Annotated in this window: 3 protein-coding genes (1 of these 3 only partly in view); all 3 read right to left on the minus strand. The window is 74.5% G+C overall.

The genetic code is table 11. The annotated features are described in order from the left end of the window. Tightly spaced (each overlapping or abutting the next), the 3 genes in view from ACIQ9E_RS07275 to ACIQ9E_RS07285 form a layout consistent with a single transcriptional unit that may run on beyond the window. Positions 1 to 2,519, minus strand: the beginning of a protein-coding gene (locus tag ACIQ9E_RS07275; protein ID WP_403703314.1) for an SDR family NAD(P)-dependent oxidoreductase. 6,994 nt of this gene lie to the left of the window's left edge; the window shows 2,519 of its 9,513 coding nt (coding positions 1–2,519); its start codon is at positions 2,517 to 2,519; its stop codon lies beyond the left edge, outside the window. Then, positions 2,512 to 11,076 (minus strand): SDR family NAD(P)-dependent oxidoreductase, encoded by an 8,565-nt coding sequence (locus tag ACIQ9E_RS07280; RefSeq protein WP_403703317.1) that lies wholly within the window; start codon positions 11,074 to 11,076, stop codon positions 2,512 to 2,514. The genes ACIQ9E_RS07275 and ACIQ9E_RS07280 overlap by 8 nt, the downstream gene beginning before the upstream one ends. Continuing rightward, on the minus strand, positions 11,073 to 25,229 hold the full coding sequence (locus ACIQ9E_RS07285; protein WP_403703320.1) for an SDR family NAD(P)-dependent oxidoreductase: 14,157 nt from the start codon (positions 25,227 to 25,229) through the stop codon (positions 11,073 to 11,075). Before ACIQ9E_RS07285 ends, ACIQ9E_RS07280 begins: the two co-directional genes overlap by 4 nt.

Genomic DNA, 25,229 nt, shown 5'->3' on the forward strand with positions numbered 1-25,229 from the left:
GCCACGAAGAAGTCCAGGTCGATCGCGCTCGTCGCCCTGTCGAGGCAGACCAGCCCGGTCACCTTCGGGGCCAGGACGGCCCGGAACGTCCGGGCGGACTTCCGCAGGATGAAGCCGTCCTCGATCACGCCTGCGGCATGGACCACCCCGTGCAGGGAACCGTATTCGCCGAGGATCCGGTCGACCAGCGCGCGGACGCCGGCCGGGTCGGTCACATCGAGGGGGGCGTACACGACCCGGGCGCCGGACGAGCGGAGCCCGTCCACGATCCGCCGCGAGCGCCCGCTCTCCGGGGACCGGCCGACGAGGACGAGGGTGGCGTCCGTCACCTGAGCGGCGATCTCCTCCGCGAGGATGCGCCCGAGACCACCGAGACCACCGGTGATCAGGTAGACGCCGCCGGTCCGCCAGGGCGTACCCGCCCCCGGTGCCGCCGGCTCCTCCCGCTCCTCGCGCCAGGACAGCACCTCGCGCCGGCCGGGACGGTGCCGGACCGTGCCGTCGGCGCCGTGCCACCGCTCGGCGGCGAGGAGGGCGATCCGCTCCCCGGCGGGGATCCCGTCGACGAACACGACCTGCCCGGTGATCCGGGGGTTCTCCAGGGCGGCGGTCCTCAGCAGCGCGCCGAGGCCGCCCCACAGCCGGGACTCGGGAGCGTCGGCCAGCAGGATCTGGACGGCGACCGCCGCGCCGCCGGCGTCGCCCAGCAGCTCCCGTGTCCGCTCGAACACCTGGAGCGCGTAGTCGGTATAGCGGGCGTCGGGCGCGGAGGACGGGGAGGTGAGCGTCAGGACCTCGCACCCGGGGCCCGTCGCGGCGTCCGCCGGAAGCAGGCCATCCTCGGCAAAGACGACGGCCCGCTCCGCGCGGACGGCGCCGGGCTCCGGCACGGGCAGGGCGGCAGGGCGCCAGTACGGGACGGCGAGCACCTGGCCGGCCGCGGGCGCGGCGGGGACGCGTCCGGTCTCCGCGGCGGGGTCCTGCGCGGTAGCGGCGGGCTCCGCCGTGCGGTGCGGGCGGGGCGTCCGGGCCTCGAAGCCCCGCACCCGTACCTGAACCGCGCCGTCATCGTCACACAGATCGAGGTCGAAGCGGCGTCCGGCGTTCTCCGCTCCGCCGCCGGCGGGCCGGGCCCACACCCAGCGGACGGCGGACGGGGTGCCGGTCACCTCGACCCGGTCGACCCCGAAGGGCACGGGCGCGGGCTCCGTCCGGCCGGCGGCGAGGCCGATGCCGTGGTCGGAGCGATGGCCGGAGCCGGTGTCCGCGCCGGGGGCGGGCATCCCCACGAGGGTCTGGAACGCCGCGTCCATCAGATACGGGGAGAGCCGACAGACGTCCGCGTCCGCGGACGCGGGGGGCTCCAGCCGGCCGAGGACCTGCTCCCGGCCCGCGAGCAGACGGGCGATGCCACGGAAGGCGTCCCCGTAGTCGATCCCGGCCGCACGGAACGCCGCGTAGATCTCCGGGGCGTCGGTCCGCCGCCCCGCGCACTCCTCCCGCAGCCGGGCCAGATCGAGGATCCCGGCGTCGGCGACGGTACCGGTGTCGTACGGGGCGATCGTGCCGGTGCAGTGCACGACGAGGGGTCCGGCGGCATCCGCCGCGCCCCCGGCGCCGGGCTCCGCGGCGAGAGCGTCGAAGCGCACGGCGCCCGCCGCCGCGGGCCGCAGTTCGATATGGAGATCACGCGCATGCCCGCCGACGGTGAACGGGCGGACCCAGACCACGTCGGTGAGGACAGCGCCCGCCACGGTCGCCGATCCGGCGCCGGCGAACGCCGCGAGGGCCAACTCCAGATATGCGGTGCCGGGCAGCATCCGCGCGCCTCCCACCCGGTGTCCGGCGAGCACGGGCTCCTCACCGGTGAACGTGGCGGTGTAGCGCCGCACTCCAGGGCCGGGCGCGGCGGCGGCCCGGAGCGCCGGCGGGTGTGCACCTGCGACGGAGGCCGGAACGGCAGTTGCCGGCCCGGGTGCGGGGGTGTCGGCCGCCGGCGCTGCGCGACGCTGCCCGGCCCAGTACCGCTCCCGGGCGAACGGATAGGTGGGCAGGGGGATCCGGTACGGCCGGTGCGGCGCGTACAGCCGCGGCCAGTCGGCCGCCGCGCCCTCGGCCCAGGCCCGCGCGAGTCCGGCGAGGTCCCCGGCGGTGGTCAGCGAGCCGATCAGGTCCCGCTGCTCCTCGTCCTGCTCCTCCCAGGTCAGCGGCTCCGGCACCCGGCCGCGGAAGAGCCCGTCCGCCTCGGGCGCGGCGGAGCCGCTCGGGCCGCTCTCCCGCAGATGCGCGTCGAGCCCCCGGGTGACGGACTCCACCGAGTCGGCCACGAAGGCCAGCCGGAACTCCAGCGGGGCCCGGCCGACCTGGAGCGAGAAGGCCAGATTGGTGAGGTCGAGGGCGGGCTCCTCACCCAGAAAGGCGAGCAGGTTGCGTGCCGTGTCGTCCAGCTGCGCCTCCGTCAGCGCCGACAGGATGATCACGACGGCCGGAGGTGCGGTCCCCGCACTGGTGTCACGCATGGCGATACTCCTCAAGCACCACATGGGCGTTGGTTCCGCTGAATCCGAACGAGCTGACCGCGGCGCGGCGCAGCCCGTACCCGTCCCGTGGCGGCCAGGGTTCGAGGCCGGTGCCGACCCGGAGGGGGGACTGGTCGAAGGCGAAGTGTTCGTTGGGCGTCTCGAAGTGCAGCGACGGCACGAACCGGCCGTGGCGCATCCCGAGGAGCACCTTCTGGACGCCGGCGACTCCGGCGGCGGCCGAGGTGTGCCCGATGTTGCTCTTGACCGAGCCGATGACGCAGGACCCGGCCGGGACGCCGCGCTCGCGGTAGACCGTGTCCAGGGCCTCCAGTTCGATGGGGTCGCCCAGCTTGGTGCCGGTGCCGTGCATCTCGACATAGCCGATGGAGGCGGCATCGACGCCGTAACGGTCGTAGACCGTGCGCACCAGGTCCATCTGGCTGCCGGCACTGGGGGCGGTGATGCCGTTGGTCTTGCCGTCCTGGTTGGTTCCCGACGCCAGGAGCACTCCGTGGATGTGGTCGTGGTCCGCCTCGGCGTCGGCGAGTCGCTTGAGGACCAGGGCGCCGACGCCCTCGCCGGGGACGAACCCGTCGGCCGCGTTGTCGAAGGAGCGGCAGCGGCCCTGCGGCGAGAGCATGCCGGCCTCGGACATGCCGATGTAGGTGTCCGGGAGGAGGTACAGGGAGACACCGCCGACGAGCGCGATGTCGATCTCCCCGGCCGCCAGGGCCTGCTGGGCAAGGTGGAGCGCGACCAGCGAGGAGGAGCAGGCGGTGTCGAGGGCGATCGCCGGGCCCTTGAGGTTGAGGAAGTAGGCGATGCGGGCGGCGGCGATGGCATTGCTGCCGCTGGTGGCGGCGCCGGAGCCGCCACCTTCGCGGAAGACGAGGAAGCTGTACTCGCTGCCGCTGACCCCCAGGAAGACGCCGCACTTCTTCCTGCTCAGGGAACGCGGATCGTATCCGGCGTCCTCGAAGGCCCGGTATGCCTCCTGGAGGAAGAGCCGCTGCTGCGGGTCGAGTCCCTCCGCCTCGGCGGGCGAGATGTTGAAGAACAGCGGGTCGAAGCAGTCGGCGTCGTCGAGGTGGCCCATCCACTTGCAGCCGGTCCTGCCGCGGACGCCGGGCCGGGGATCGTAGTGGCGGGCCACGTCCCAGCGGGAGGGGGGCACCTCCCGGACCGAGTCGCGGCCGTCGCGCAGATTGGCCCAGTACTCACGCAGGTTACGGGCATCCGGGTAGCGCCCGGACATGCCGATGACTGCGGCGCGGTCGCCCGGACGGACCGGCCTCGGGGCGTCCCCCCGCGGGGCGGGCGCGGGGGGTGCGGGGGGCGCCGGGGGCTCGGCGGGCTCGGCAGGCGCCGGGGCCGGGGGCTCAGCGGGCTCGGCGGGCTCGGCGGGCTCGGCGGCGTCGTCCGCGGGGATCTGCGGCTCCAGGTACGCCGCGAGTTCCCGCAGGGTCGGATAGTCGTAGAGCCGGGTCGCGGAGAGCGCGGTGCCGTAAGCCTTGTTGACCGACTTCACCCACTCGGCGCCGATGATCGAGTCCATGCCCAGTTCGACGAAGTCGCTGCGGGCGTCGATCTCGCCGGGTTCGAGGAACAGGGCATCGGCGAGGCTGTCGCGCAGCTCGGCGACGAGCCGGGAACGGCAGCGGGCGGGCCGGGGGGCGGGCTCCGGCACCGTGGATGTCCCGGACGCGGGAGCGGGCACGGACGGCGTCCCCGGCACGGGCTCGGGCGCGGCCGGTGCCACAAGCTCCGGCCGCCGCTGCGCCGCAAGGTCCGGGCCGGGACCAGTGGCACCGGTGGTATCCGTCGCGGGCGGGGCGGCGGCCACCAGCTCGCCGCGGAGGAAGTCGGCGAACTCCTTCACGGACGGGTGGTCGTAGAGCCGGGCCGCGGCGAGCGTCAGCCCGTACCGCTTGTTGAGGGCCTTGACCCATTCGACGCCGACGATGGAGTCGAGTCCCAGCTCGATGAAGTTGCGGCTGATGTCGATCTCGTCCTCGGGAACGTACAGCACCTCCGCGAGGCCCGCCCGGAGCTCTTGGCGCAGCGTGCTCAGGGGGACGACCGGCCGCCCGGCGGCGGGCCGGGGCACGGCGACCGGAGCGGGCTCCGGAGCGGGGGCGGATACAGCGGGGACGGCGGCAGGGGGAATGGCGGCGAAGGCCGCAGGGCCGGGGTCCAGAGCGCCCAGAACGAGGTTGCGCGGCTTCCCCGGCACGGGCCGGGCTGTCGCGGCCGGCTCGTCCGGGCTGCGCAGCACGACCGGCGGCCGGCCACCGGGCACACCGCCCCCGCCGCTCCGGGCCGGCTCGGCGGCAGGGACCCGCGGCACGGACGCGGCCGAGGGCGCAAGTGCGGGCGCGGGCCGGTCGTCGGTGCTCCAGTGCCGGGTGCGGGCGAAGGGGTAGCCGGGCAGCGCGGTGAGGCGCGGCTCCTCGCCCGTGAAGAGGGCGGGCCACTCCGGGACGGCGCCCTGGCAGTACAGATCGGCCAGGGCCCTCAGGATGCCGGACTGGCGGGCCGCCGGAAGGCCGGGCTCGGCGAGCCCGCCGAGGAGTGCCCCGACCTGGATGCCGAGGAGCGCGCGGTCCGTGCCGCGCGACACCTCGCCGCGGCGGACAGCGGGCCCGTCCTCCCCGCTCTCGGCGGCCGCCAGCACCGCGAGGGCGTCCTCGTGGTCGCCGACGACGAGCGCGCAGCGGTGGGCGAAGTGGTGGCGCCCGGCAAGCAGGGTGTAGGCGGTGTCGCCGAGTGCCGGCGGCTCGCCGCCGGCCTCGCCGTCCCGGGTGAGGGCCCGGCGCAGCTCCCTGATCCGCTCGTCCAGGGCAGGGGGGGTCTTCGCGGAGAGGAGCAGCAGCCGGGCCGTGGCGGCCTCGGCGGGCGGACGCGGGGCTTCGGGGCGGCTCTCCACGACCATGTGGACGTTGGTGCCGCTCATCCCGAAGGAGCTGACGGCTCCGAGCCGGGTCCCCGTGGGGCCGGCCGGCCACGGCCGGGCCGTCTTGTTGATGTAGAAGGGGCTGTTCTTCCAGGCGATGTAGTCGCTGTCCTGCTCGCAGTGCGGGCTCGCCGGGATGACGCCGTGGCGCAGCGACTGGACGAGGGCAACCAGGCTGACCAGGCCGGAGGCGGCCAGGGTGTGTCCGACGTTGCCCTTCACCGAGGTGAGTGCGCAGAAGCCGGTGCCGTCGGTGCGCCGGGTGAACGCCTCGTTGAGGGCGTTCACCTCGACGGGGTCGCCGAGGCGGGTGCCGGTGCCATGGGCGACGATGTGCCCGATGCGGCCGGGGTCGATGCCGTGGCGCCGGTGGACGCCTTCGTAGAGCCGGGTCTGGGCGGCGCCGCTGGGGGCGGTGATGCCGTTGGTCCTGCCGTCGTAGTTCATGCCGCTGCCGCGGATGACGGCGAGGACGCGGTCACCGTCCGCCTCGGCCCGGGAGAGGCGCTTGAGGACGAGGGTGACGACGGCCTCGCCGAGGAGCATGCCGTCGGCCCGTGCGTCGAAAGCGCGCAGAACACCGCTCTCCGAGAGCATTCCGGCCCGGCCGGTCTCGGTGAACACCCGGGAGGTCGTGGTCAGGTTCACCGCCGCGGCCACGGCGGTGTCGCACTCGCCGACGCGCAGGGCTGCGCAGGCCTGGTGGGCGGCGGCGAGGCCGGAGGAGCAGGCGGTGTTGACGGCGAGCACCGGGCCGGAGAAGTCAAGGAGATAGCCCAGCCGCGAGGCCATGATCGCCTCATGCTGGGCGGTGATGCCGCCCTCTCCGCCGGTCAGCTGGAGGTAGTCGCCCTGTTCGGCGCCGACGAACATGCCGACCGCTCCGGAGCGCAGCCGCTCCTCTCCGTATCCGGCGTCCTCCAGGGCGCGCCACGCCTCCTGGAGCAGGAGTCGCTGGCGCGGGTCCATGGTGCGTGCCTCGCGCGGCGAGATCTCGAAGAAAGCGGGGTCGAACTCGGCGACGCCGGGGAGGAATCCGGCGCGGACGCGGTCCTGTGCGGTGGGGTCCAGTTCGCCCCAGTCGGCGCGCCGGTCCCCGGGCACGGAGGTGAGGGCATCCTCGCCGCGGGCGAGGATCCGCCAGAACTCGTCGACGGAGCGGGCGCCGGGGAAGCGGCCGCTCATGCCGACGATGGCGATGGACTCAGGTTCCGGTCCGGTGTCCGCTGGGGCAGCCGCCGCGGCGGGGGGCGCGAGGGGGGACGGGGCGGCGGGTTCCGTCCGGGTGTAGTGGCGGCGCAGGGCCTCCGTATGGTCCGCGGTCAGATGTGCCACCAGCTTCTGCGGCGTCGGGTGGGAGAAGAAGACCGAGGGCAGCACCTCGATCGCGAAATGCCGGCCCAGCAGCAGGGCCAGCCGGGCCAGGGCGACCGAGTCGAAGCCGAGCCGGGAGAGGTTCTCGTCGGCGTGGATCTGGTCCCGGGGGACCCGGAGGGTATCGGCGATCATCGTTTCGAGGTCCGTCAGGACCCTGCCGTCGAGGTCCACGTATTCCGTTTCCGTGACTGTCTCGGTGGCCGCCGAGGCCGGGGGTGCCTCCGGCCGGGCGGAAGGCGCCGGGCCGCCGGGGCGGGCGGCGGGGACGGAGGGCGCGGCGGGCGGGGGAACGGAGGGGTCCGGCCCGGTGCCGAGCAGCCGGTGGATCCGGTCCGGGTCGCCGGTCATGACGATCTGCTGGGGTGCCTCTCCGGCCAGGAGTTGTTCGAAGAGGGCGATGCCCTCGGCCCGCTCCAGCGGGCGCAGGCCCGCCGAGGACAGATACAGCTCGGCGCCCTGGGCGTGGTCGAAGCCCATGCCGCCGTCCCGCCACAGGGGCCAGTTGACCGCCAGGGTGACACCGGACAGCTCCCCGCGGCGCACCCGGTCGGCACGCCGGTGGGCGTAGGCCGTCTGGAAGCGGTTGGCGACGGCGTAGTCGCAGCTGCCGAAGTCCCCGAGGACGGCCGAGGTGGAGGAGAAGTAGCAGACGAAGTCAAGGGGTTCATCGGCGAGTGCGGCGTCGAGGGCGAGAGTGCCGTCCACCTTGGCGGAGACCAGGGCGGGGAAGTCCCGGGCGTCGTTGGTGAGCACGGAGCCCCGGCCAGCGACCCCTGCGGCATGCACGGCACCGTGGATTGCGCCGAAGCGTTCGCGGGCCGCCGCCACGACCTCGCGCATCGCCCACGGGTCGGCGGCGTCGGCGCGGACGTAGAGGACTTCGCCGCCCAGTTCCTCGACCCGCGCGATGCGGCGGCGGCGCTCGGCGTCGAGGGGCGAGCGGCCGGTGAGGACGAGACGGGCGTCGCGGGTGGTGGCGAGGTGCTCGGCGAGCAGCAGTCCGAGGCCGCCCGTTCCGCCTGTGACGAGGTAGGTGCCGCCAGTGCGCAGGGGGGCCCGACCGGGGCGGGGGATGCTCGGGCGAACGCGGCTGATGTGCCGGACACCGCCGCGGTGGAGGGTGCTGACGCACCGTTCGGCGCGGAGTTCGGTCCAGAGACGGGCGAACCAGGCGCGGGGAGAGGTGCCCCGGCCTGCCTCCTCCGTCCGGCCGGTGTCCCTGGCGGTGTCGGTGACGTCCTCCAGCACGGCGGCGTACTCGGCGCCGGGCAGGGCCCGGCCCAGGGACCGCTCGAAGCCGAGCCAGGACTCCAGGCGGGCCCGCTCGGTGCCGTCGCGGAGGGATCCGGCCTGGAGGATGCGTACGGGTGCTGCTTCCGCCTTCGCGATCGCCTGCAGAAGGCGCACGGTGGAGACATAGGACCCCGGATCCGCGTCCGGGTTCCCGTGCGCCGTCCCGCGTTCCAGGGGCCAGAGGTTCAGCAGGCCGCCGACCGCGCCGTGCCGGGTGCGGACGTCGTCGAGCATGCGGGCGAGATCGCCGGGGCCGCGGTCGTCCACGGTGTAGGAGTCCTCGGAGGTGCGGGTGTATCCCGCGCCGCGGACGACGGTCACCAGGGTGGTGCCGGGGGCCTGCTCCCGGGCTGCGCGCGCCAGTTCGTCCAGCTCGCCGGGGGCGCAGAGGCACACCACGACGCGCGGGGCCGCGTCCGGACGGACGGACGGCTCCCCGGGCTCCCACGTCTCCGTGAACAGGAGGGGGGCGACAGCCGATCCGGCGGCGGAGCGGGGGGTGGCGCCGTCCGTGTCCGTGGTGCCCGCTGCACCGGCCGCGTCCCCCTCCCCACCGCCGTTCGCCGGGCCGGTTCCGGCGCCCGCGGCGAGGGCGGCCGCGGTGCCGGAGGTGTCGATCCAGTGGCGGTCCCGGGCGAAGGGGTAGGACGGCAGGACGATGCGGCGCGGCGGCCGGTCCGGGTGGAGCGCGTCCCAGTCGACGGTGACTCCCCCGAGCCAGAGTTCCAGGATCCGGGGGAGGTCGGCTCGGGCGAGGGCGCCGGTCAGATCACCGGCGGTAGCGAGCCGCGCCGGCTCATCGGTGTCGCCGCCCGCCCGGCCGGTCGCCGGGCGGGGGGCCGCGTCCCGGCCGGCAGCGGCGTTCCGCAGCAGGGTGAGAAGCTCCGGGACGGTGGCGACGACCGCGCCGAGCCGTTCCCGCATCGCCTCCCTGCCCACTTGGAGCGTCCGGGCGAGCGAGGGCAGATCCGCGGTGGTCAGCCCGTGGGCGTCGATCCAGTCGGCGAGCCGTCCGGCCTGTTCCCGCAGCCGCTCGGCGGTGCGCGCCGACAGCACGACCAGCTCGGGGCCGCCGCCCCCGTGCGCCGCGGCCGGGGCCGGATCCGCGGCCCGGTCCGCGGAGACGAACTCCTCCACGACGAGATGGGCGTTGGAGCCGCCGGCGCCGAAGGAGGAGATCCCGGCGAGACGGGGCATCTCCCGCTCGGCGCCGTCGATGGTGAGCACCGGCCGCCGCCACTCCTCCAGGGTCTGCTGGACGCGGAAGGGCGTGCTCGCGAAGTCGATGTTCGGGTTGGTCTCCGCCGAGTGGAGCGAGGGGGCGAGCAGGCCCTCCCGCATCTGGAGCAGGACCTTGGTGAGCCCGGACATGCCGGCGGCGCTCTCGGCGTGGCCGATGTTGCTCTTGACCGAACCGATCGAGCAGAAGCCCTCGTCCTCGGTGTGCTCCCGGAACGCGCGGGTGAGGCCGGCGATCTCGATCGGGTCGCCGAGCGCCGTCCCGGTGCCGTGGGCCTCGACGCAGCTCACCGCGCGCGGGTCGATTCCGGCGGTCCGCCAGGAATCGGTGACCGACCGGGCCTGTGCCGCCGGGCTGGGCACAGCGTAGCCGTTGCTGCGTCCCCCGTGGTTGACGGCGATGCCGCGGATGACTCCGTGGATGTGGTCCCCGTCGCGCAGCGCCCGCTCCAGCGGCTTCAGCAGGACGGCGCCCACACCCTCGGCGGGGACATAGCCGTCGCCGCCCCTGCCGAAGCTCTCGCAGCGGCCCGTGCCGGAGACGAATCTGCCCCGGCCCAGCAGCAGGTACTTGTTGGGGTGCACCGAGACGTTGACGCCGCCGGCGATCGCCGCGGAGCAGGTGCCGGAGCGGATGCTCTGGCAGGCGAGGTGGATGGCCGTGAGCGAGGAGGAGCACATGGTGTCGACGCTCATGCTCGGGCCGTGGAAGTCGAAGAAGTAGGAGACGCGGTTGGCGACGGCCGAGGAGGTGCCGCTGAGCGCCACGGGATTGCCGAGGACCTGCTCCTGGGCCCCGTACAGCTGGTACTCCTCGTACATCACCCCGGCGTACACGCCGACTCCGGAGGGGCCGGCCGAGGAGTTGAGCCGGGCGGGGGTGTAGCCGGCGTTCTCCACGGTCTCGTAGACGCACTGGAGGAAGAGGCGCTCCTGCGGGTCCATCAGCTCCGCCTCGGCGGGCGAGATGTTGAAGAACAGCGGGTCGAACTCGTCGACACCGTCCAGGAAGCCGCCCCACTTGCTGTAGGTCCGGCCGGGGGCGTCCCGATCCTCGTCGAAGTACACCCGGTGGTCCCAGCGGTCGGCGGGGATCTCGGTGACGCTGTCCCGTCCCGCTGCCAGATTGGCCCAGAACTCCTCGGTCGTCCGAGCCCCGGGGTAGCGCCCGGCGAGGCCGACGATCGCGATGTCCCAGCCCGGCCGGCCGGCGGTCTCCGGTAGGGCCGGTACGGGCGGGAGAGTGCTTCCCGGGCCGGTTCCCCGCCCGGTGCCCGGCGCCGCCCACCGGGTGGAGGCCAGGGACCTGCGACGGGGCATGCCTGTGCGGGCGCCACCCGCCGGGGGCGTCCGGGGGGCGGGCGCGGCAGCGGGGGTGTCCGCTCCCGGCTCCGTCGCCTCCGTCCTCTCCGTTCCCAGGTGGGCACGGAGGCGTGGCGCGTGGCCGGCGACGAGGTGGCGTGCCAGCTCGCGCGGGGTGGCGAACTCGAAGAAGAGGGTCTTGGGCAAGGGCCCCAGCACCTGCTCCAGCTCCGTCGTCATCGCCATCGCCATGACCGAGTCGAGGCCGAAGCTCTCGAACGCCGCACGGGAGCCGACCCGGCCGGGCGGGAGCTTGGTGGTCTCGGAGAGAAGGCCCTTGAGGTACGCGGTCGTCTTCTCTTCGAGGTCGTCACTGTCGTAGTGCGTCACGAATCCGTCCCGACGGCCGAGGAAACAGGGGGTGTCTGCTGCGGTGAGGGCTGGGGGGCGCGGTCCCGGTCCGGGGTACGGGGCGGCGGCGCAGGGGACACCATCACCTGGCGGTGTCCCGAGTGGATGATCCGGTAGAAGGCGCGGACTCCGGCGCCGGTCTCCAGCGGCGCGACACCATGGTGTTCGCGCAGTGACCGTTCCGTGGCCGCGTCGATGTGCATCCCGCCCTCCGCCCACAGGGGCCAGTTGACGGACTGGCTCTGGCCGGAGCGCTCGCCGCGGGCGGCGAGGCCGTGCCGGTACCAGGCGTAGGCGTCCAGGAAGGCGTTGGCGGCGGCGTAGTCGGCCTGGCCGGTGTTTCCGTGTGCCCCGGAGGTGGAGGAAAAGGTCACGAAGAAGTCGAGCGGAAGCCCGCGGGTCGCGGTGTCGAGGTTCACCACGCCCGCGACCTTGGGCGCCAGGACGTCCCGGAAGTCTTCCTCCGGCTTGGTGCGGAGGAAGGAGTCCCGGGTGATCCCAGCGCTGTGGAGGACGCCGTCGATCCGGCCGTACCGCTCCAGGATCCGTGCGACGAGTGCCTCGGTGCGGGTGCGGCTGGTGATGTCGGCTTGTTCGTAGCGAACGTCCCGCACCCCGGCGGCCCGCAGGGCATCGAGCGTACGGCGCCGTCCGGCGTCCAGCGGAGAGCGGCCGGTGAGGACCAAGACCGCTCCGGCGGTCTGCGCGGCGATCTCCCGGGCGAAGACGGCGCCGAGGGCGCCCGCTCCGCCGGTGACGAGGTAGACGCCGTTGTCCCGCCAGGGCAGTGCGGCTGGTCCGGCTGCCGGGTCGGCCGCCGGGTCCGCCTCCCAGGTGCGCACCTGGCGGCGGCCGCCGGTGTAGCGCACCAGGGTGTCCCCGGGATGGTCACGGTTCTCCAGGATCCGTTCCACGGCCCGCCCGGGGGGGTCGGCGGGGTCGAGGACGATGAGCTGTCCGGTGAGGTCCGGGTTCTCCAAGTGGGCCGTACGGAGCATCGCCGCGAGGCCCGAGAGCAGGGCCTCCTCGGGTCCGCCGGGGACGACCAGCTGCACATGGCCGGGGCCGGCCGTTGCCCGTACCCGCGGGCGCAGCTGTTCGAGCAGTTGGACGCCGAGGGCGGTGTAGCGGCCGTCCGGGGTCGGGTCCGGGGAGACCAGCAGGGTCACGTCCGCGCCGGCGGCGCGGAGCGGGGCCGCGGCTTCGGGCAGGCCGGCGAGGAGCACAGCCGGCGGGGGGCCGCCCCGGCCCGGCGGCACGGCGGCCGTCGCAGGGCGCTCCCGCCACCGGGCCCGCAGCAGAACGGCTTCTGTCCCGTCCGAGGTCCCGGTCGGGGTCGCGTGCCCGTCATCCGCGGTATGCCCGTTCCCGGCCGTGTCCCCGCCTGCGGCCGCTTCCGCGCCCGGGAGCCCGCGCGGGTCCGGGGTCTCCCCGGCACCCCGGCGGAGGGCGGGCGCCGGATGCCCTGCCCCGTCCACCGGTGATCCCTTCAGCGCCCGGAAGGTCAGTCCGCCGATCCGGACCCGGACCCGGCCGTGCCCGTCGGCAAGGTCGATGTCGAACCGCGGGGCGGCCGGGTCCCCGTACTCCCCGGCGCTCGACCGGATCCAGGCCCACATGGCGGCCGCGCAGCGGTCCAGGACGAGGACGTCCTCGACCGCGTACGGGACGGGGAGCCCGCCCCCGGTAGTCGCCGTGCTCTCCGCGTCCCCTCCGTCCCCGTCTCCGTCCCCGTCTCCGTCCCCGTTCCCCAGCAGGCCCGCGCAGGCCTGGAAGGCGGCGTCGAGCAGGCTTGGATGCAGGGTGAATTCGTCCTCGGTCGCCCGCACCGACTCGGGCAGCGCCAGCTCCGCCAGGGCCTGGCCGGGCCCGGTGAGAATGTGACGGACGGCCCGGTGGGCGGGTCCGTACCCGATCCCGGCGGCGCGGTACAGCTCATAGCAGCGCTCGCCGGTCAGTCCCGGGCCGTCGCAGGCCTCCCGCAGGGCGGGCAGGTCCAGCACCGTCTTCTCCGCGTCCGCAGCGAAGCAGAGGACGCCCGCGGCGTGCACCACGGTGCCGCCGTCGCCGTCGCCGTCCGGCCCGTACGGGGTGCCGTCGAGCCGGAACCGGATGTCGCCGTCCTCGTCCGGCCACAGCCCGGTGTGCAGTTCGCGCGGCTCCGCGCCGACCGTGAACGGCCGGGCGAGGACGACGTCCCGCAGGGCGATCGGGGCCGACGGCTCGACGGCGGTCCGCCCGGCCAGACAGGCCGCGGCCACGGCGGACTCCAGCAGGGCCGCGGCGGGCAGGACACGCTCGCCCCGGACCCGATGGTCCCGCAGGAAGAACTCCTCTCCGGTGAGGACCGAGGTGAAGCGCTGTCCGGTGAAGTCGGAGGTGTTGACCCGGGCCAGCGGATGGAGTGCGGCCGGGGCACCGATCGGGACCGGACGGGACGCGGCCGCGCCGTCGAACGGGAAGTACCGCTCTCGGGCAAAGGGATAGCCCGGGAGGGCGATCCGGCGGGGCGGCGCGCCGGGATACAGCAGCCGCCAGTCCACGGGGACCCCGTGGACCCACAGGTCGAGCAGCTTCTCGTGCTTCCCCTTGGCCGCCCAGGCGGCGATCATCGCATCGAGATCGGAGTCGGAGCCGAGGAGCGCCGGAACACCGCCCTCGCGGACGGCCGAGCCGCGCACCAGACGGCCGTTGCCGGGTCCGCCGCCGGCGAACCGGCGCAACTCCTCCGTCAGTTCGGGGACCGAGGCGGCCAGCACCCCCACGCGCTCCTCCATGGGCTCCCGCCCGACCTGGAGCGTGTAGGCGATGTCGGCGAGCGCGAGGGGCGCGTGCTCGGTGCTCTCCAGCCACTCGACCAGCCGCTCGGCGCGGGCCCGCAGCTCTTGGGGCGTCCGCGCCGAGAGCGGGACGACGGCCGTCCCGGTGAACTCGGCCGCCGGCCGGGGCGCGGTGTCCCCGGGCAGATACTCGGCGATGACGACATGCGCGTTGGCACCGCCCGCACCGAACGAGGACACACCCGCCACCCGCGGCGCCGGCCCGGTCGAGCCCTCGGACGGCAGCGGCCGCGGCCACTCCGCGGCCTCCCGCTGCACCGTGAACGGCGTCGCCGCGAAGTCGATGTGCGGATTGAGGACATCCGCGTGCAGCGACGGGGCCAGCCGACCGTGCCGGAGCTGGAGCAGGACCTTGGTGATGCCGGCGATGCCGGCGGCGCTCTCCGCGTGCCCGATGCCGGACTTCACGGAGCCGATCGCGCAGTAGCCCCGGTCGTCGGTGTGGGCACCGAAGGCCCTCGACAGCCCGGCGATCTCGATCGGGTCGCCGAGCGCGGTGCCGGTGCCGTGAGCCTCGACATAGCCCACGGACCGGGCGTCCACACCCGCCCGCTCCAGCGCCCGGCCGACGGCGTCGGCCTGGGCCAGCGGATCGGGCACGGCATAGCCGTTGGTCTTGCCGCCGTGGTTGACGGCGGACCCCTTGATGACGCCATGGATCCGGTCGCCGTCCGCGACCGCCTTCGCCAGTGGCTTGAGCAGCACGGCGCCCACGCCCTCACCAGGCACATAGCCGTCGCCGCCGGCGCCGAAGCTCTCGCAGCGGCCCGTGGTCGACAGAAACCGGCCCTGGCTGAGCAGCAGATACTTGTTCGGGTGCAGCGAGAGGTTCACCCCGCCCGCGACGGCGGCCTCGCAGTCGCCCGAGCGCAGGCTCTGACAGGCCAGATGGACAGCGGTCAGCGAGGACGAGCACATGGTGTCGACGCTCATGCTGGGGCCTCGGAGATTGAAGAAGTACGACACCCGGTTGGCGACCGAGGCCGGATTGCCGGCCACGGCCAGGGGCGCGGAGCCCAGCTGCGACTGGGCGCCGTGGAGCTGGTACTCCTCGTACATCACGCCGACGAACACGCCCACCCGGCCGTCGAGCGTCTGGCCCGTCCGGTCCCGGCCGGTGTCACGGGTGTATCCCGCGTCCTCCAGCGTCTCGTGGACGCACTCCAGGAACAGGCGTTCCTGCGGGTCCATGATCTCCGCCTCACGGGGGGAGACGTTGAAGAAGCCCGCGTCGAAGTCGTAGGCGCCCTCGAGGAACCCGCCCCACCTGCCGTAGGTCTTCCCCGGCGCGCCCGGTTCCGGGTCGAAGTGGCGGCCGAGGTCCCAGCGGTCCGCGGGCACCTCGGTCACACAGTCCCGGCCCTCGGCAAGGTTCCGCCAGAACTCGTGCACGTCCCGGGCCTGCGGATAGCGGCCGGCGAGCCCGATAACAGCGATATCGCCGGTCTCCTCCGTCCCGTCGGTCCCGCTGGACGCCCCGGGAAGGGATGGCGCCCGGGTCTCCGCGGTCATGGCGAACCGGTGTCCGGGGCCCGGCCGGACGGACGGTTCCGGCGCGGGCCCGGACCGCCACGGCACGCCGCTGGCCGGCAGCAGCGCGCGGACCTGCTCCGGATAGGCCGTCAGAAGATGTCCGGCGAGCGCCGCGATGGTCCGGTGTTCAAAGAAGAGCGTCTTCGGCAGGGACCCGAAGACCTCCTCCAGGGCGCGCGTCATCTCCATGGTCATCACGGAGTCGACGCCGTACTCCTCCAACGACGCCTCGGGGTCGATCGCACCGGCGGGCATGTCGACGGCCGAGGACAGCAGCCGTGTGACATACGCCACCGCGCGCTGCGCCGTTCCTTCGTCCGGGCCGTCGCCGGAGTCCGCCGCGGAGGCGGACGACACCTCGGGCGCCTCCTTCTCCCCGGTCGGCGCGGAGGCCCGGCCGCCGGCCGGGTCAGGCGCAAGCAGCCCCGCGAGCAGGGTCCGCCGCAGCCGTGGCCGGTAGCCGGCCAGCACCAGGACGTGATCGTGGCCCGCGGCGAGAGCTTGGTGGAGCACGCGGACGCCCGTCCCCGCGTCCAGCGGCACCAGTCCGAAGCGCTCCTGCAGCGACCGCTCCGTGGCCGCGTCGACGTGCATACCGCCGTCGGCCCACAGCGGCCAGCCGACGGAGAGCGTCCGGCCCCGGCGCTCGCCCCGCGCCACCAGGGTGTTGCGCAGCGCGGCGAAGGCGTCCATGAAGGCGTTGGCGGCCGCGTAGTCGGCCTGGCCCACATTGCCGAGGGCTCCCGCGACGGACGAGAAGGCGACCAGGAAGCCGAGATCGTCCTCGCGCGTCGCCTCGTCCAGGTGGACGAGGCCCGCGACCTTCGGCGCGAGCACCCGGGCGAACTCCCCCGCGTCCTTGCGCAGCACGAACGCGTCCCGGATGAACCCGGCGCCGTGGAGCACGCCGTCGATCCGCCCGTACCGCTCGCGGATCCGGCGCACCAGCGCCGCCGCCTCATCGCGGACGGCGATGTCGGCCCGCTCGTACACGGCGTCCGCGCCGAGCCGCCGCAGCCGCTCCAGCAGCTCCTCCTTGGCCGGGTCGAGCGGCGAACGGCCGGTCAACACGATCCGGGGGGCACGGACCCGCGCCGCCGCGTCCCCGGCGAAGACTGCGCCGAGCCCTCCGGCGCCGCCGGTGATCAGATAGACGCCGCCGTCCCGGTAGGGCACCGGGGCGGGCACGTCGGTGGTCTCCTCCTCGCGCCAGCGCAGCACCTCGCGTACGCCGTCGAGATGGCGTACGGCGGTGTCCGCGAGCGCCGTACGCTCGGCGGTCACCAGGGACGCGGTACGCTCCGCCGGCTCCCGCGGGTCCACCAGGACCAGCTGCCCGAGCAGACGCGGGTTCTCCAGGGCGGCCGACCTCAGCAGGGAGAGCAGCCCCCGCCGGAGCGCGGGGTCGGCGGCCGGGGCGACCAGCTGCACGCGTACGGGGTGCTGAGCGCGCTCGGCCAACACCTCCCGGACCTCGGCGAGGACGCGCAGGGCGGCGTCCATGTAGCCGGCGGCGAGGTCGTCATCCGGCACGGAACCGGAACCGGAGTCGGGGCCGAGCGGCACCACCCGCGCCGTGTCGCGCGCCCGCAGGGCGGCGGCGAGCCCGGGTACTCCGGCTACCAGCACCAGACCCTCGGGGACGGGGTCACCGGTCTCGCGGCGCTCCGCGGGGATCCAGCAGGGCCGGGCCAGCAGAGCGCCGGTATCCGCGGCGTCCGGGTCCGGAGCGGGGGCGGCGGCCGGAGCACGCAGGGAGACGCCCCGGAGCCGGACGCGCACGCCGCCTTCCTCGTCGCACAGGTCGATGTCGAGGCGGCGCACCCCGCCGCCGGGGTCCTCCCGCTCCCGCACCGCAGCCCACATCCCAGCGGTGCAGGGTCCCAGGACCCGTACCTCGTCCACGGCGAACGGCAGGAGCGGCGCCGCCGGGCCGCCGTCGGCGGGCAGCAGGCCGGCGCAGGCCTGGAGGGCGGAGTCGAGCAGGGCCGGATGGAGCCCGTAGGCGTCCGGCGCGCCGGACGGGCCGGACGGCAGGGCGAGCCGGGCGAGGGCCCGGCCCCGGCCGCGCCACAGTCCGCGGATGCCGCGGTGGCCGGGACCATAGGCGATGCCGTGCCGGGCGAAGGCCGCGTACAGGGCGTCGGGCTCAGGGCCTTCCTCCGGGCACTCGGCGCGCAGCCGCGACACGTCGACACGCTCGCCGGGGTCACCGGCACCGGGATCCACGGCGGATCCGGCGGCGCCGGCCCGTACCGTGCCCTCGCTGTGCACCGTCTCCCCGGTGGCGCCGGGGGATGTGTCGCGGGTCAGGATCTCGAAGCGGATCCCATCCCGGCCCCGGGGCGTCAGCCGCACCCGGACGGTCAGCCCCTCGCCCTTTTCCCCGTCCCCGTCCCGGAGGGCAATCGGTCGCGCCCAGACGACGTTCTCCAGCGTCAGGGCGACAGGATGTCCGGTCAGGGACGCCTCCGCGGCGGCCCGCGCCAGCTCCAGACAGGCCGCACCGGAGAGCACCCGCTCGCCCCGGACCCGGTGGTCCCGGAGAAAGAACTCCTCACCGGTGTAACGGGAGGTGAAGCACTGCTCGTCGAGGGTGGAGGTGTTGGTGTGCAACAGCGGGTGGAGCAGTGCCGGGCCGGCGGCGGGGCGGGGCCCGGCGGCGCCGAGGGCCGGCCAGTAGCGCTTCCCCTGGAAGGGGTACGCGGGCATCGGCACCCGGCGCGGAGCGGGGCCGCGGTGGAGCCGCGTCCAGTCGACGAGGAGTCCGGTGGCCCAGAGCCGGAGCAGCTCGCCGTACACGCCCCGGGCGATGTCCCCGGCGAGCGACCGCTCCTGTGCGGCGTCGGCGGTGAAGACGGCGAGGCTGCCGCCGCGGCGTTCGACCCGGCCCCGGTACAGCCCGGGGGCACTGGGCCCGTCTGCGAGGAACGACCCTATTTTCGCGGCGAGTTCGCCGGTGGTGGCGGCGGTCAGACCCAGCCGCTCCTCGTACTCCTCGCGTCCCGTCTGGAGGGTGTGGGCGATGTCGGCGAGCGCCGCGGACGCGCCCTCCTCCTCGGTCACCCAGCGCAGCAGTCGCCGGGCCTGGTCCAGCAGGGCCTCGGCGGTCCGGGCGGAGAGCACCACGGCGACAGGCCGGTCGTCCGGACGCGCCCGCCGTGCGGGGTCCTCGGCGGGGATGAACTCCTCGACGACGACATGGGCGTTGGAGCCGCCCGCGCCGAAGGAGGAGATGCCGGCGATGCGCGGCGTCTCGGTGCCGTCGGCGGCGGCCGGCCGGTGCCAGGGCGCGGCCTCCCGCTGGACGCGGAAGGGGCTGTTGTCGAAGTCGATACGGGGGTTGAGGACGTCCGCGTGGAGGGAGGGCGCGAGCCGGCGGTGCTTCATCTGCATCAGCACCTTGGTCAGCGCGGCGATGCCGGCAGCGCTCTCGGCGTGGCCGATGCTGCTCTTGACCGAGCCGATGGCGCAGTAGCCGGTCCGCTCCGTGTCCGCGCGGAACGCCTTGGTCAGGGCGGCGATCTCGACCGGGTCGCCCAGCGAGGTGCCGGTGCCGTGGGCCTCCACATAGCTGACCGAGCCCGCGTCGACCCCGGCTTCGCGGAGCGCGTGGCCGATGACCTGGTGCTGGGCGCGGGGGTTGGGGACCGCGTAGCCGTTGGTCTTACCCCCGTGGTTCACAGAGGTGCCGCGGATGACGCCGTAGACGGTGTCGCCGTCCTCGACCGCTCGGGCGAGCGGCTTGAGCAGGACCGCGCCGACGCCCTCGCCGGGGACATAGCCGTCGCCGCCCTCGCCGAAGCTCTCGCAGCGACCCCGGCTGGAGGCGTATTTCCCACTGGCGAGCATCAGATATTTGTTCGGGTGCAGCGAGAGGTTCACCCCGCCGGCGACGGCCATCTCGCAGTCGCCGGTCCGCAGGCTCTGGCAGGCCAGATGGAGCGCGGTGAGCGAGGACGAGCACATGGTGTCGAGCGCCATGCTGGGGCCGTGCAGGTCGTAGACGTAACTCACCCGGTTGGCAATGGTCGAGGCACTGCCGGACAGGGTGATGTTGTTGCCCCCGGCCTGCTCCTGGGCGCCGTAGAGCTGGTACTCCTCGTACATCACGCCGACGAACACGCCGACATTGCCGGGGAGCCCGCAGCCGCCGTACCGGGCGAGGGACGCACGGGTGTAGCCCGCGTCCTCCAGCGTCTCGTGAACACACTCCAGGAACAGGCGCTCTTGCGGGTCCATGAACGCGGCCTCGCGCGGGGCGATGTTGAAGAAGAGGGGGTCGAAGAGGTCGACGCCGTCCAGGAAGCCGCCCCATTTGGCGTACGTCCTGCCGGGGGCGTTCCGGTCCGGGTCGTAGTAGAGGCCGTGGTCCCAGCGGTCGGCGGGGATCTCGGTGACGCAGTCGCGTCCTTCGGCGAGGTTCCGCCAGAACTCGTGCACGGTGCGGGCGCCGGGGTAGCGGCCCGCGAGACCGACGACGGCGATCTCACGGCCGGTCGCGGCTGTTCCGCTGCGGTCGGGCCGCGGGCGGCCGAGGCGGGGGGCCGGGCGGGCGCGGAGGGGGCCCGGCCCGCCGGGACGGCGGGCCGCGTCGTCCGTTCCGGTCCCGGCGCCGGGGTCCCCGCCGTCCGCGGACGGTGACGGGGTCGTGTCCCCGGGGAGCAGCGCGGTCAGCCGTTCGCGGTGTCCGGCGAGGAAGTATCCCGCCAGCTCGCCGATGCTCTGGTATTCGAAGAACAGGGTCTTGGGCAGGGAGCCGAAGACCTGTTCCAGCCTGCTGGTCAGGTTCATCGTCATGATGGAGTCGATGCCGTAGTGCTCCAGCGCGGAGTCGGCGTCGATCCGGTCCGGGGGCAGCCTCAGTTCGCCGGCGAGCAGGTCCACCAGATAGCGGCGGGTCCGCTCCACCAGGGGGGCCTGTGGCCGGGCGGCCCGGGGACCGGCGGCGGGGGTCTCCCGGACGGGGGCCGGCGCCCCGGAGACGGAAGCGGAGGCGGCCGGTGCCTCATGGGCCCGGGAGGTGAAGCCCCGGAGCAGGACCCGCGGCACGCCGTCGTCGTCGAGCACGTCGATGTCGATCCTGCGGACGCCGCTCTCCGGCCGGTCGTCCGCGCTGTAGCGGACCCAGGCCCACATCCGCGGGGCGCAGGGCCCGAGGACCGTGACCCGGTCGACCGCGAACGGGAGGTGGAGCGCGCCGTCCTCCGGCTCCGGGTTCTCCCCGTCCGGGCGGAACAGTCCGATGGAGGACTGGAGGGCGGCGTCGAGCAGACCGGGGTGGAGCGGCTGGGCGTCGAGCGCGGCGGCCTCCGCCCCGTCCGGCAGCCGCAGCCGGGCCAGCGCCTGTCCTTCACCGACGGCGACGCTCTCCACGCCGCGATGGGACAGGCCGTACTCCAGCCCCAGGGCCCGGTAGAAGCGGTAGCAGGCCTCGGCATCGAGGTATGCGGAGCCGCAGGCCGCCCGCAGCGCCGTCAGGTCCAGCGGCTCGGGCGTCCGGGCGTCGGTGAGGGGCAGGACTGCACCCCGGCTGTGGACGAGAGCGCCGGCCGCCGGGTCCTGCGCCGGGGTGGCTATCTCGAAGGCGACCCCGCCGCCGGGTACGGACGCATCTGCCGGACCGGTCTCCTCCGGGTCCGCCGCGTAGAGGGTGGTGCGCACCCGGACGGGGCCGTCGGTGACCACGAGGGGCCGGGCCCACACCACATGGCGGAGCTCGGTCGCCGGCGGCGCCTCGTCGAGCGAGGCCACCAGGGCGGCTCGCGCCATCTCCAGATGGGCGACGCCGGGCAGTACCCGCCGTCCCGCCACGACGTGGTCGGTGAGGAAGGGCTCACGGCCGGTGAGGACCGTGTCGAAGCGCTGGGCTTCGAGGGTGGAGGTGTTGGTGTGGACGAGGGGGTGCAGCCGTTCGCCCGCGGCGGTCCCGGGCGAGGCGGGGGCGTCCGCAAGGAGGTCGCCGACCCAGTGGCGGTCCCGGGCGAAGGGGTAGCCGGGCAGCGGGACCACCGCGGGGCGGCCGGCCGTGTGGAGCCTGCTCCAGTCCACGGCGAGGCCCTTGACCCAGAGCCCGAGGAGCTTGTCGTCCTTGCGCTTGTCGATCCAGGTGGCGACGGTGGACGCCATATCGCTGTCGGTGCCGAGGGCGGCAAGCGTGTCGCGGTGGTCCCCGATGGCGCCGCGGTGCAGCCCCTCCACCTCGTTCTCGCCGGCGGCGAACGCGGCCAGCTTCCCGGCGAGTTCAGCGACGGTCGCGGCGCAGAGCGCGAGCCGGGTCTCCATGGCCTCCCGGCCGGACTGGAGGGTGTGGGCGACGGCGCCGAGGTCGAGGTGTCCGGGGTCCCGGCGGTGCAGCCAGTCCACCAGGTCCCGGGCCCGCTCCCGCAGCCGGTCGGAGTCCTTCGCGGAGAGCACGAACAGCCAGGGGCCGTCCGCGGCGGGGGCAACCGGGACGGGGGTGGTGGCGGGGCGATGGTACTCCTCGACGACGACATGGGCGTTGGAGCCGCCCGCGCCGAACGAGGACACACCGGCGATGCGGTGGCGCTCTTCCGGTTCCCCGCCGGGCCCGGGGCGGGTGGGGCGCGGCCAGTCGGCCGCCTCACGCTGGAGACGGAAGGGGGTCCGGGCGAAGTCGATGTCCGGGTTCGGCTCGTCCGCGTGCAGGCTGGGCACGAAACGTCCGTGCTGCATCTGGAGGATGACTTTGATCAGCCCGGCAATTCCCGCGGCGGCCTCCAGATGCCCGATGGCACTCTTCGCGGAGCCGACGGCGCAGTACTGGCGGGCGTCGGTGTCCCGGGCGAAGGCCTGGGTCAGACCCTCGATCTCGACCGGGTCGCCGAGCGACGTTCCGGTTCCATGGGTCTCCAGATAGCCGACCTCGCCCGCGGCCACGCCCGCGCGATCCAGGGCCCGGCGCACGACCTCGGCCTGGGCCACCGGGTTCGGCACGGTGTAGCCGTGGGTGCGACCGCCGTGGTTGACGCCGCTGCCGCGCAGCACGGCGTGGATGAGATCGCCGTCGCGTTCGGCGTCGGCGAGCCGCTTGAGCAGGACGACGGCAACGCCCTCGCCAGGGACGAAGCCGTTCCCGCCGGCGCCGAAGCTGCGGCAGCGGCCGTCGTCGGAGAGCATCCGCTTACCGGACATCAGGAGATAGTTCGACGGGTGCAGATAGAGGTTGACGCCGCCCGCGAGGGCCAGTTCGCACTCGTCCCGGCGCAGATGCTCCATCGCCTCGTGGACGGCGCTGAGCGAGGAGGAGCACATCGTGTCGACGGGCAGGCTCGGTCCGTGCAGGTCGAGCAGGTAGGAGACCCGGTTCGCGACGGACGAGAACGACGTCAGAGGGTGCAGCCGCTCGTTCCGCTCCCACAGCTGCGGGCCGTAGAGGTCGAAGCCTGTCTTGGAGACGCCGGCGAAGACGCCGACCCGGCCGCGGTGCGCCTCGGCGACCCGGCGCCGGGTGTATCCGGCGTTCTCCAGCGCGTTCCAGGACTCCTGCAGGAAGAGGCGCTCCTGCGGGTCCGTGTTCATCGCCTCCTGGGGCGAGATGCCGAAGAACAGCGGGTCGAAGTCGGCGAATCCGTCGACGAAGCCGCCCCACTTGCTGTAGCTCAGCCGCGCCGCCACGGCCTCGTCGCGATCGGGGTGGTAGAAGCCGGCCAGCGGCCAGCGGTCCACGGGGATCTCGGTGACGCAGTCCCGTCCACCGGCCAGGTTCTCCCAGAACTCCCGCAGATCGCGGGCTTGCGGGAACCGTCCGCTCATGCCGATGACCGCGACGGCCCCGTCGTCGGCACGGGGCGCCGCCCCAGTCGGCCGGTGGGAGGACGCGAGGAACGGCGCCGCGGAGTCCCCGGCGTCCGTCGTTCCGTGGTCCGGGCGACCGGAAGCGCGCCGGGGCTGCGGGGCCGTCGCGGGGGCTCCGGCGGGAGAGGGCGTCGCCGGGGCGTTCGCGGGGGCGGCGGGAGATCCCGCGAGGCCGGCCGAACGCCGCCGGGCGGCCCCCGTCCAGTGGAGACAGGCGCCGCGGTGCTCGCGCAGGAAGTGGCCCGTGAGGGCGTCCAGGGTGGTGAACTCGTACAGCAGCGACGCGGACAGTCCCGTGAACGTCCCCGCGAGTTTCCGGTTGAGCCGGGTGACCACGATGGAGTCGACGCCGTATGCCTCCAGCGGGGTCTCCGCGTCGATCTTTCCGACGGAGAGTCCGATCACACCGCTGAACAGGTGCTTGAGCCGTCCGAGAACCTTGTCGTGCAGCGCCTCCTCGTCGATCCCGGCGTGGGTGTCGGCGGACTCGGCTACCGCGAGCGCGGTGACGGCGGCGGGGGCGTCCGGCGCGGGCGCCGCCGGCGGGGCGCCCAGGAAGGTGCGGCGGACGCGCGGACCGTCGCCCTCGACCGCCATCACCTGGCAGTGGGACGAAGCCAGCGCCTCGTGGAAGGTCCGCAGCCCCCGCTCGGTCCGCAGCGGCAGCATGCCGGCCTCCTCCCACAGCGCCCGGCGGGTCTCCTCGTCCACCGGCATGCCGCCCTCGGCCCACAGCGGCCAGTTCAGGGAGAGGCTGCGGCCCGACCGGCGGCCCTCGGCGACCAGCAGGGCGCGGTGGTGCGCGAAGGCGTCCATGAAGGCATTGGCCGCCGCGTAGTCCGCCTGGCCCGCGTTGCCCGTGACCGCCGCTGCGGAGGAGAACAGGGCGAGGAAGTCCAGGGGTTCGTCCCGGGTGGCGGCATCGAGATGGAGGGTGCCGGCCACCTTGGGCGCCAGGACCTCCCGGAGTTCGCCCGCGCTCTTCCCGCGGAGGAACCCGTCACGCAGGACGCCCGCGCTGTGGACGACGCCGTGGACCGGGCCGTGCTCGCGCCGGACGGCGGCGAAGAACGCCTCGACCGCGGCCTCGTCGGCCACGTCGAGCCGCGTGTACTCCACCCGCGCGTGCGGCCGGCGCAGCTCCTCCAGCAGCCGGGACCGGTTCCCGAGCGGGGAGCGGCCCGTGAGCAGCAGCGTGACGTTCCGCACGGAGCTCAGCAGATCGCGGGCGAAGACGAGGCCGAGACCGCCGAGACCGCCGGTGACAACATAGGTCCCGCCCTCCCGCCAGGGCGGGGCGACGGGGCCGGGCTCCGGCAACTCCTCCCAGGTCCGGGCCTCGCGGACCCCGTCGCGGAACCGTACGGCCCGCTCACCCGGGTGGTCCCGGGCGGTGAGGATCTGCGCGGCCGCGGCAGCGGGCGGGGTCTCCGGGTCGATCAGGACGAGCTGCGGCAGCAGCGCGTGGTTCTCCAGGGCCGCGCTGCGGGCCATCGCGAGCAGGCCCGCGGAGGAGGTCTCCCCGCCCCGTCCGGAGCAGACGAGCTGGACGAGGGTGCGGGGCAGTGCGCGGTCGGCGAGCAGCATGCGGAGGAATGCGAGCAGCCGCTCGGCGAGTTCGGCGTAGCGCTCCGCGGGCCCGGTGGACGCGGACTCCAGGAGGTGTACGGCGGCCGGGGGCGTGCTCGCGCGCAGCTCCCGCTCCACTCCGGCGGGCGGATCGATGAGGAGCACCGTATGGCCGGGCTCCCGCGCGGTCGCCGGGCCGTCGGCCCGGTGCCACACGGGGCGGGCGCGCACCAGCTCCGGCGCGGGCCCGGTCTCGTCCCGGCGATCGCCGTCGGCCCGGCGGTCGCGGTTCCTCAGAAACTCCTTCACGTGCTCCTTGGAGACGCGACGCGCCTTGAGATCCAGCAGAAGCCGTTCCAGCTGCGGTTCCAT

The organism is Streptomyces sp. NPDC094448, assembly GCF_044763775.1.
Taxonomy (GTDB): Bacteria; Actinomycetota; Actinomycetes; order Streptomycetales; family Streptomycetaceae; genus Streptomyces.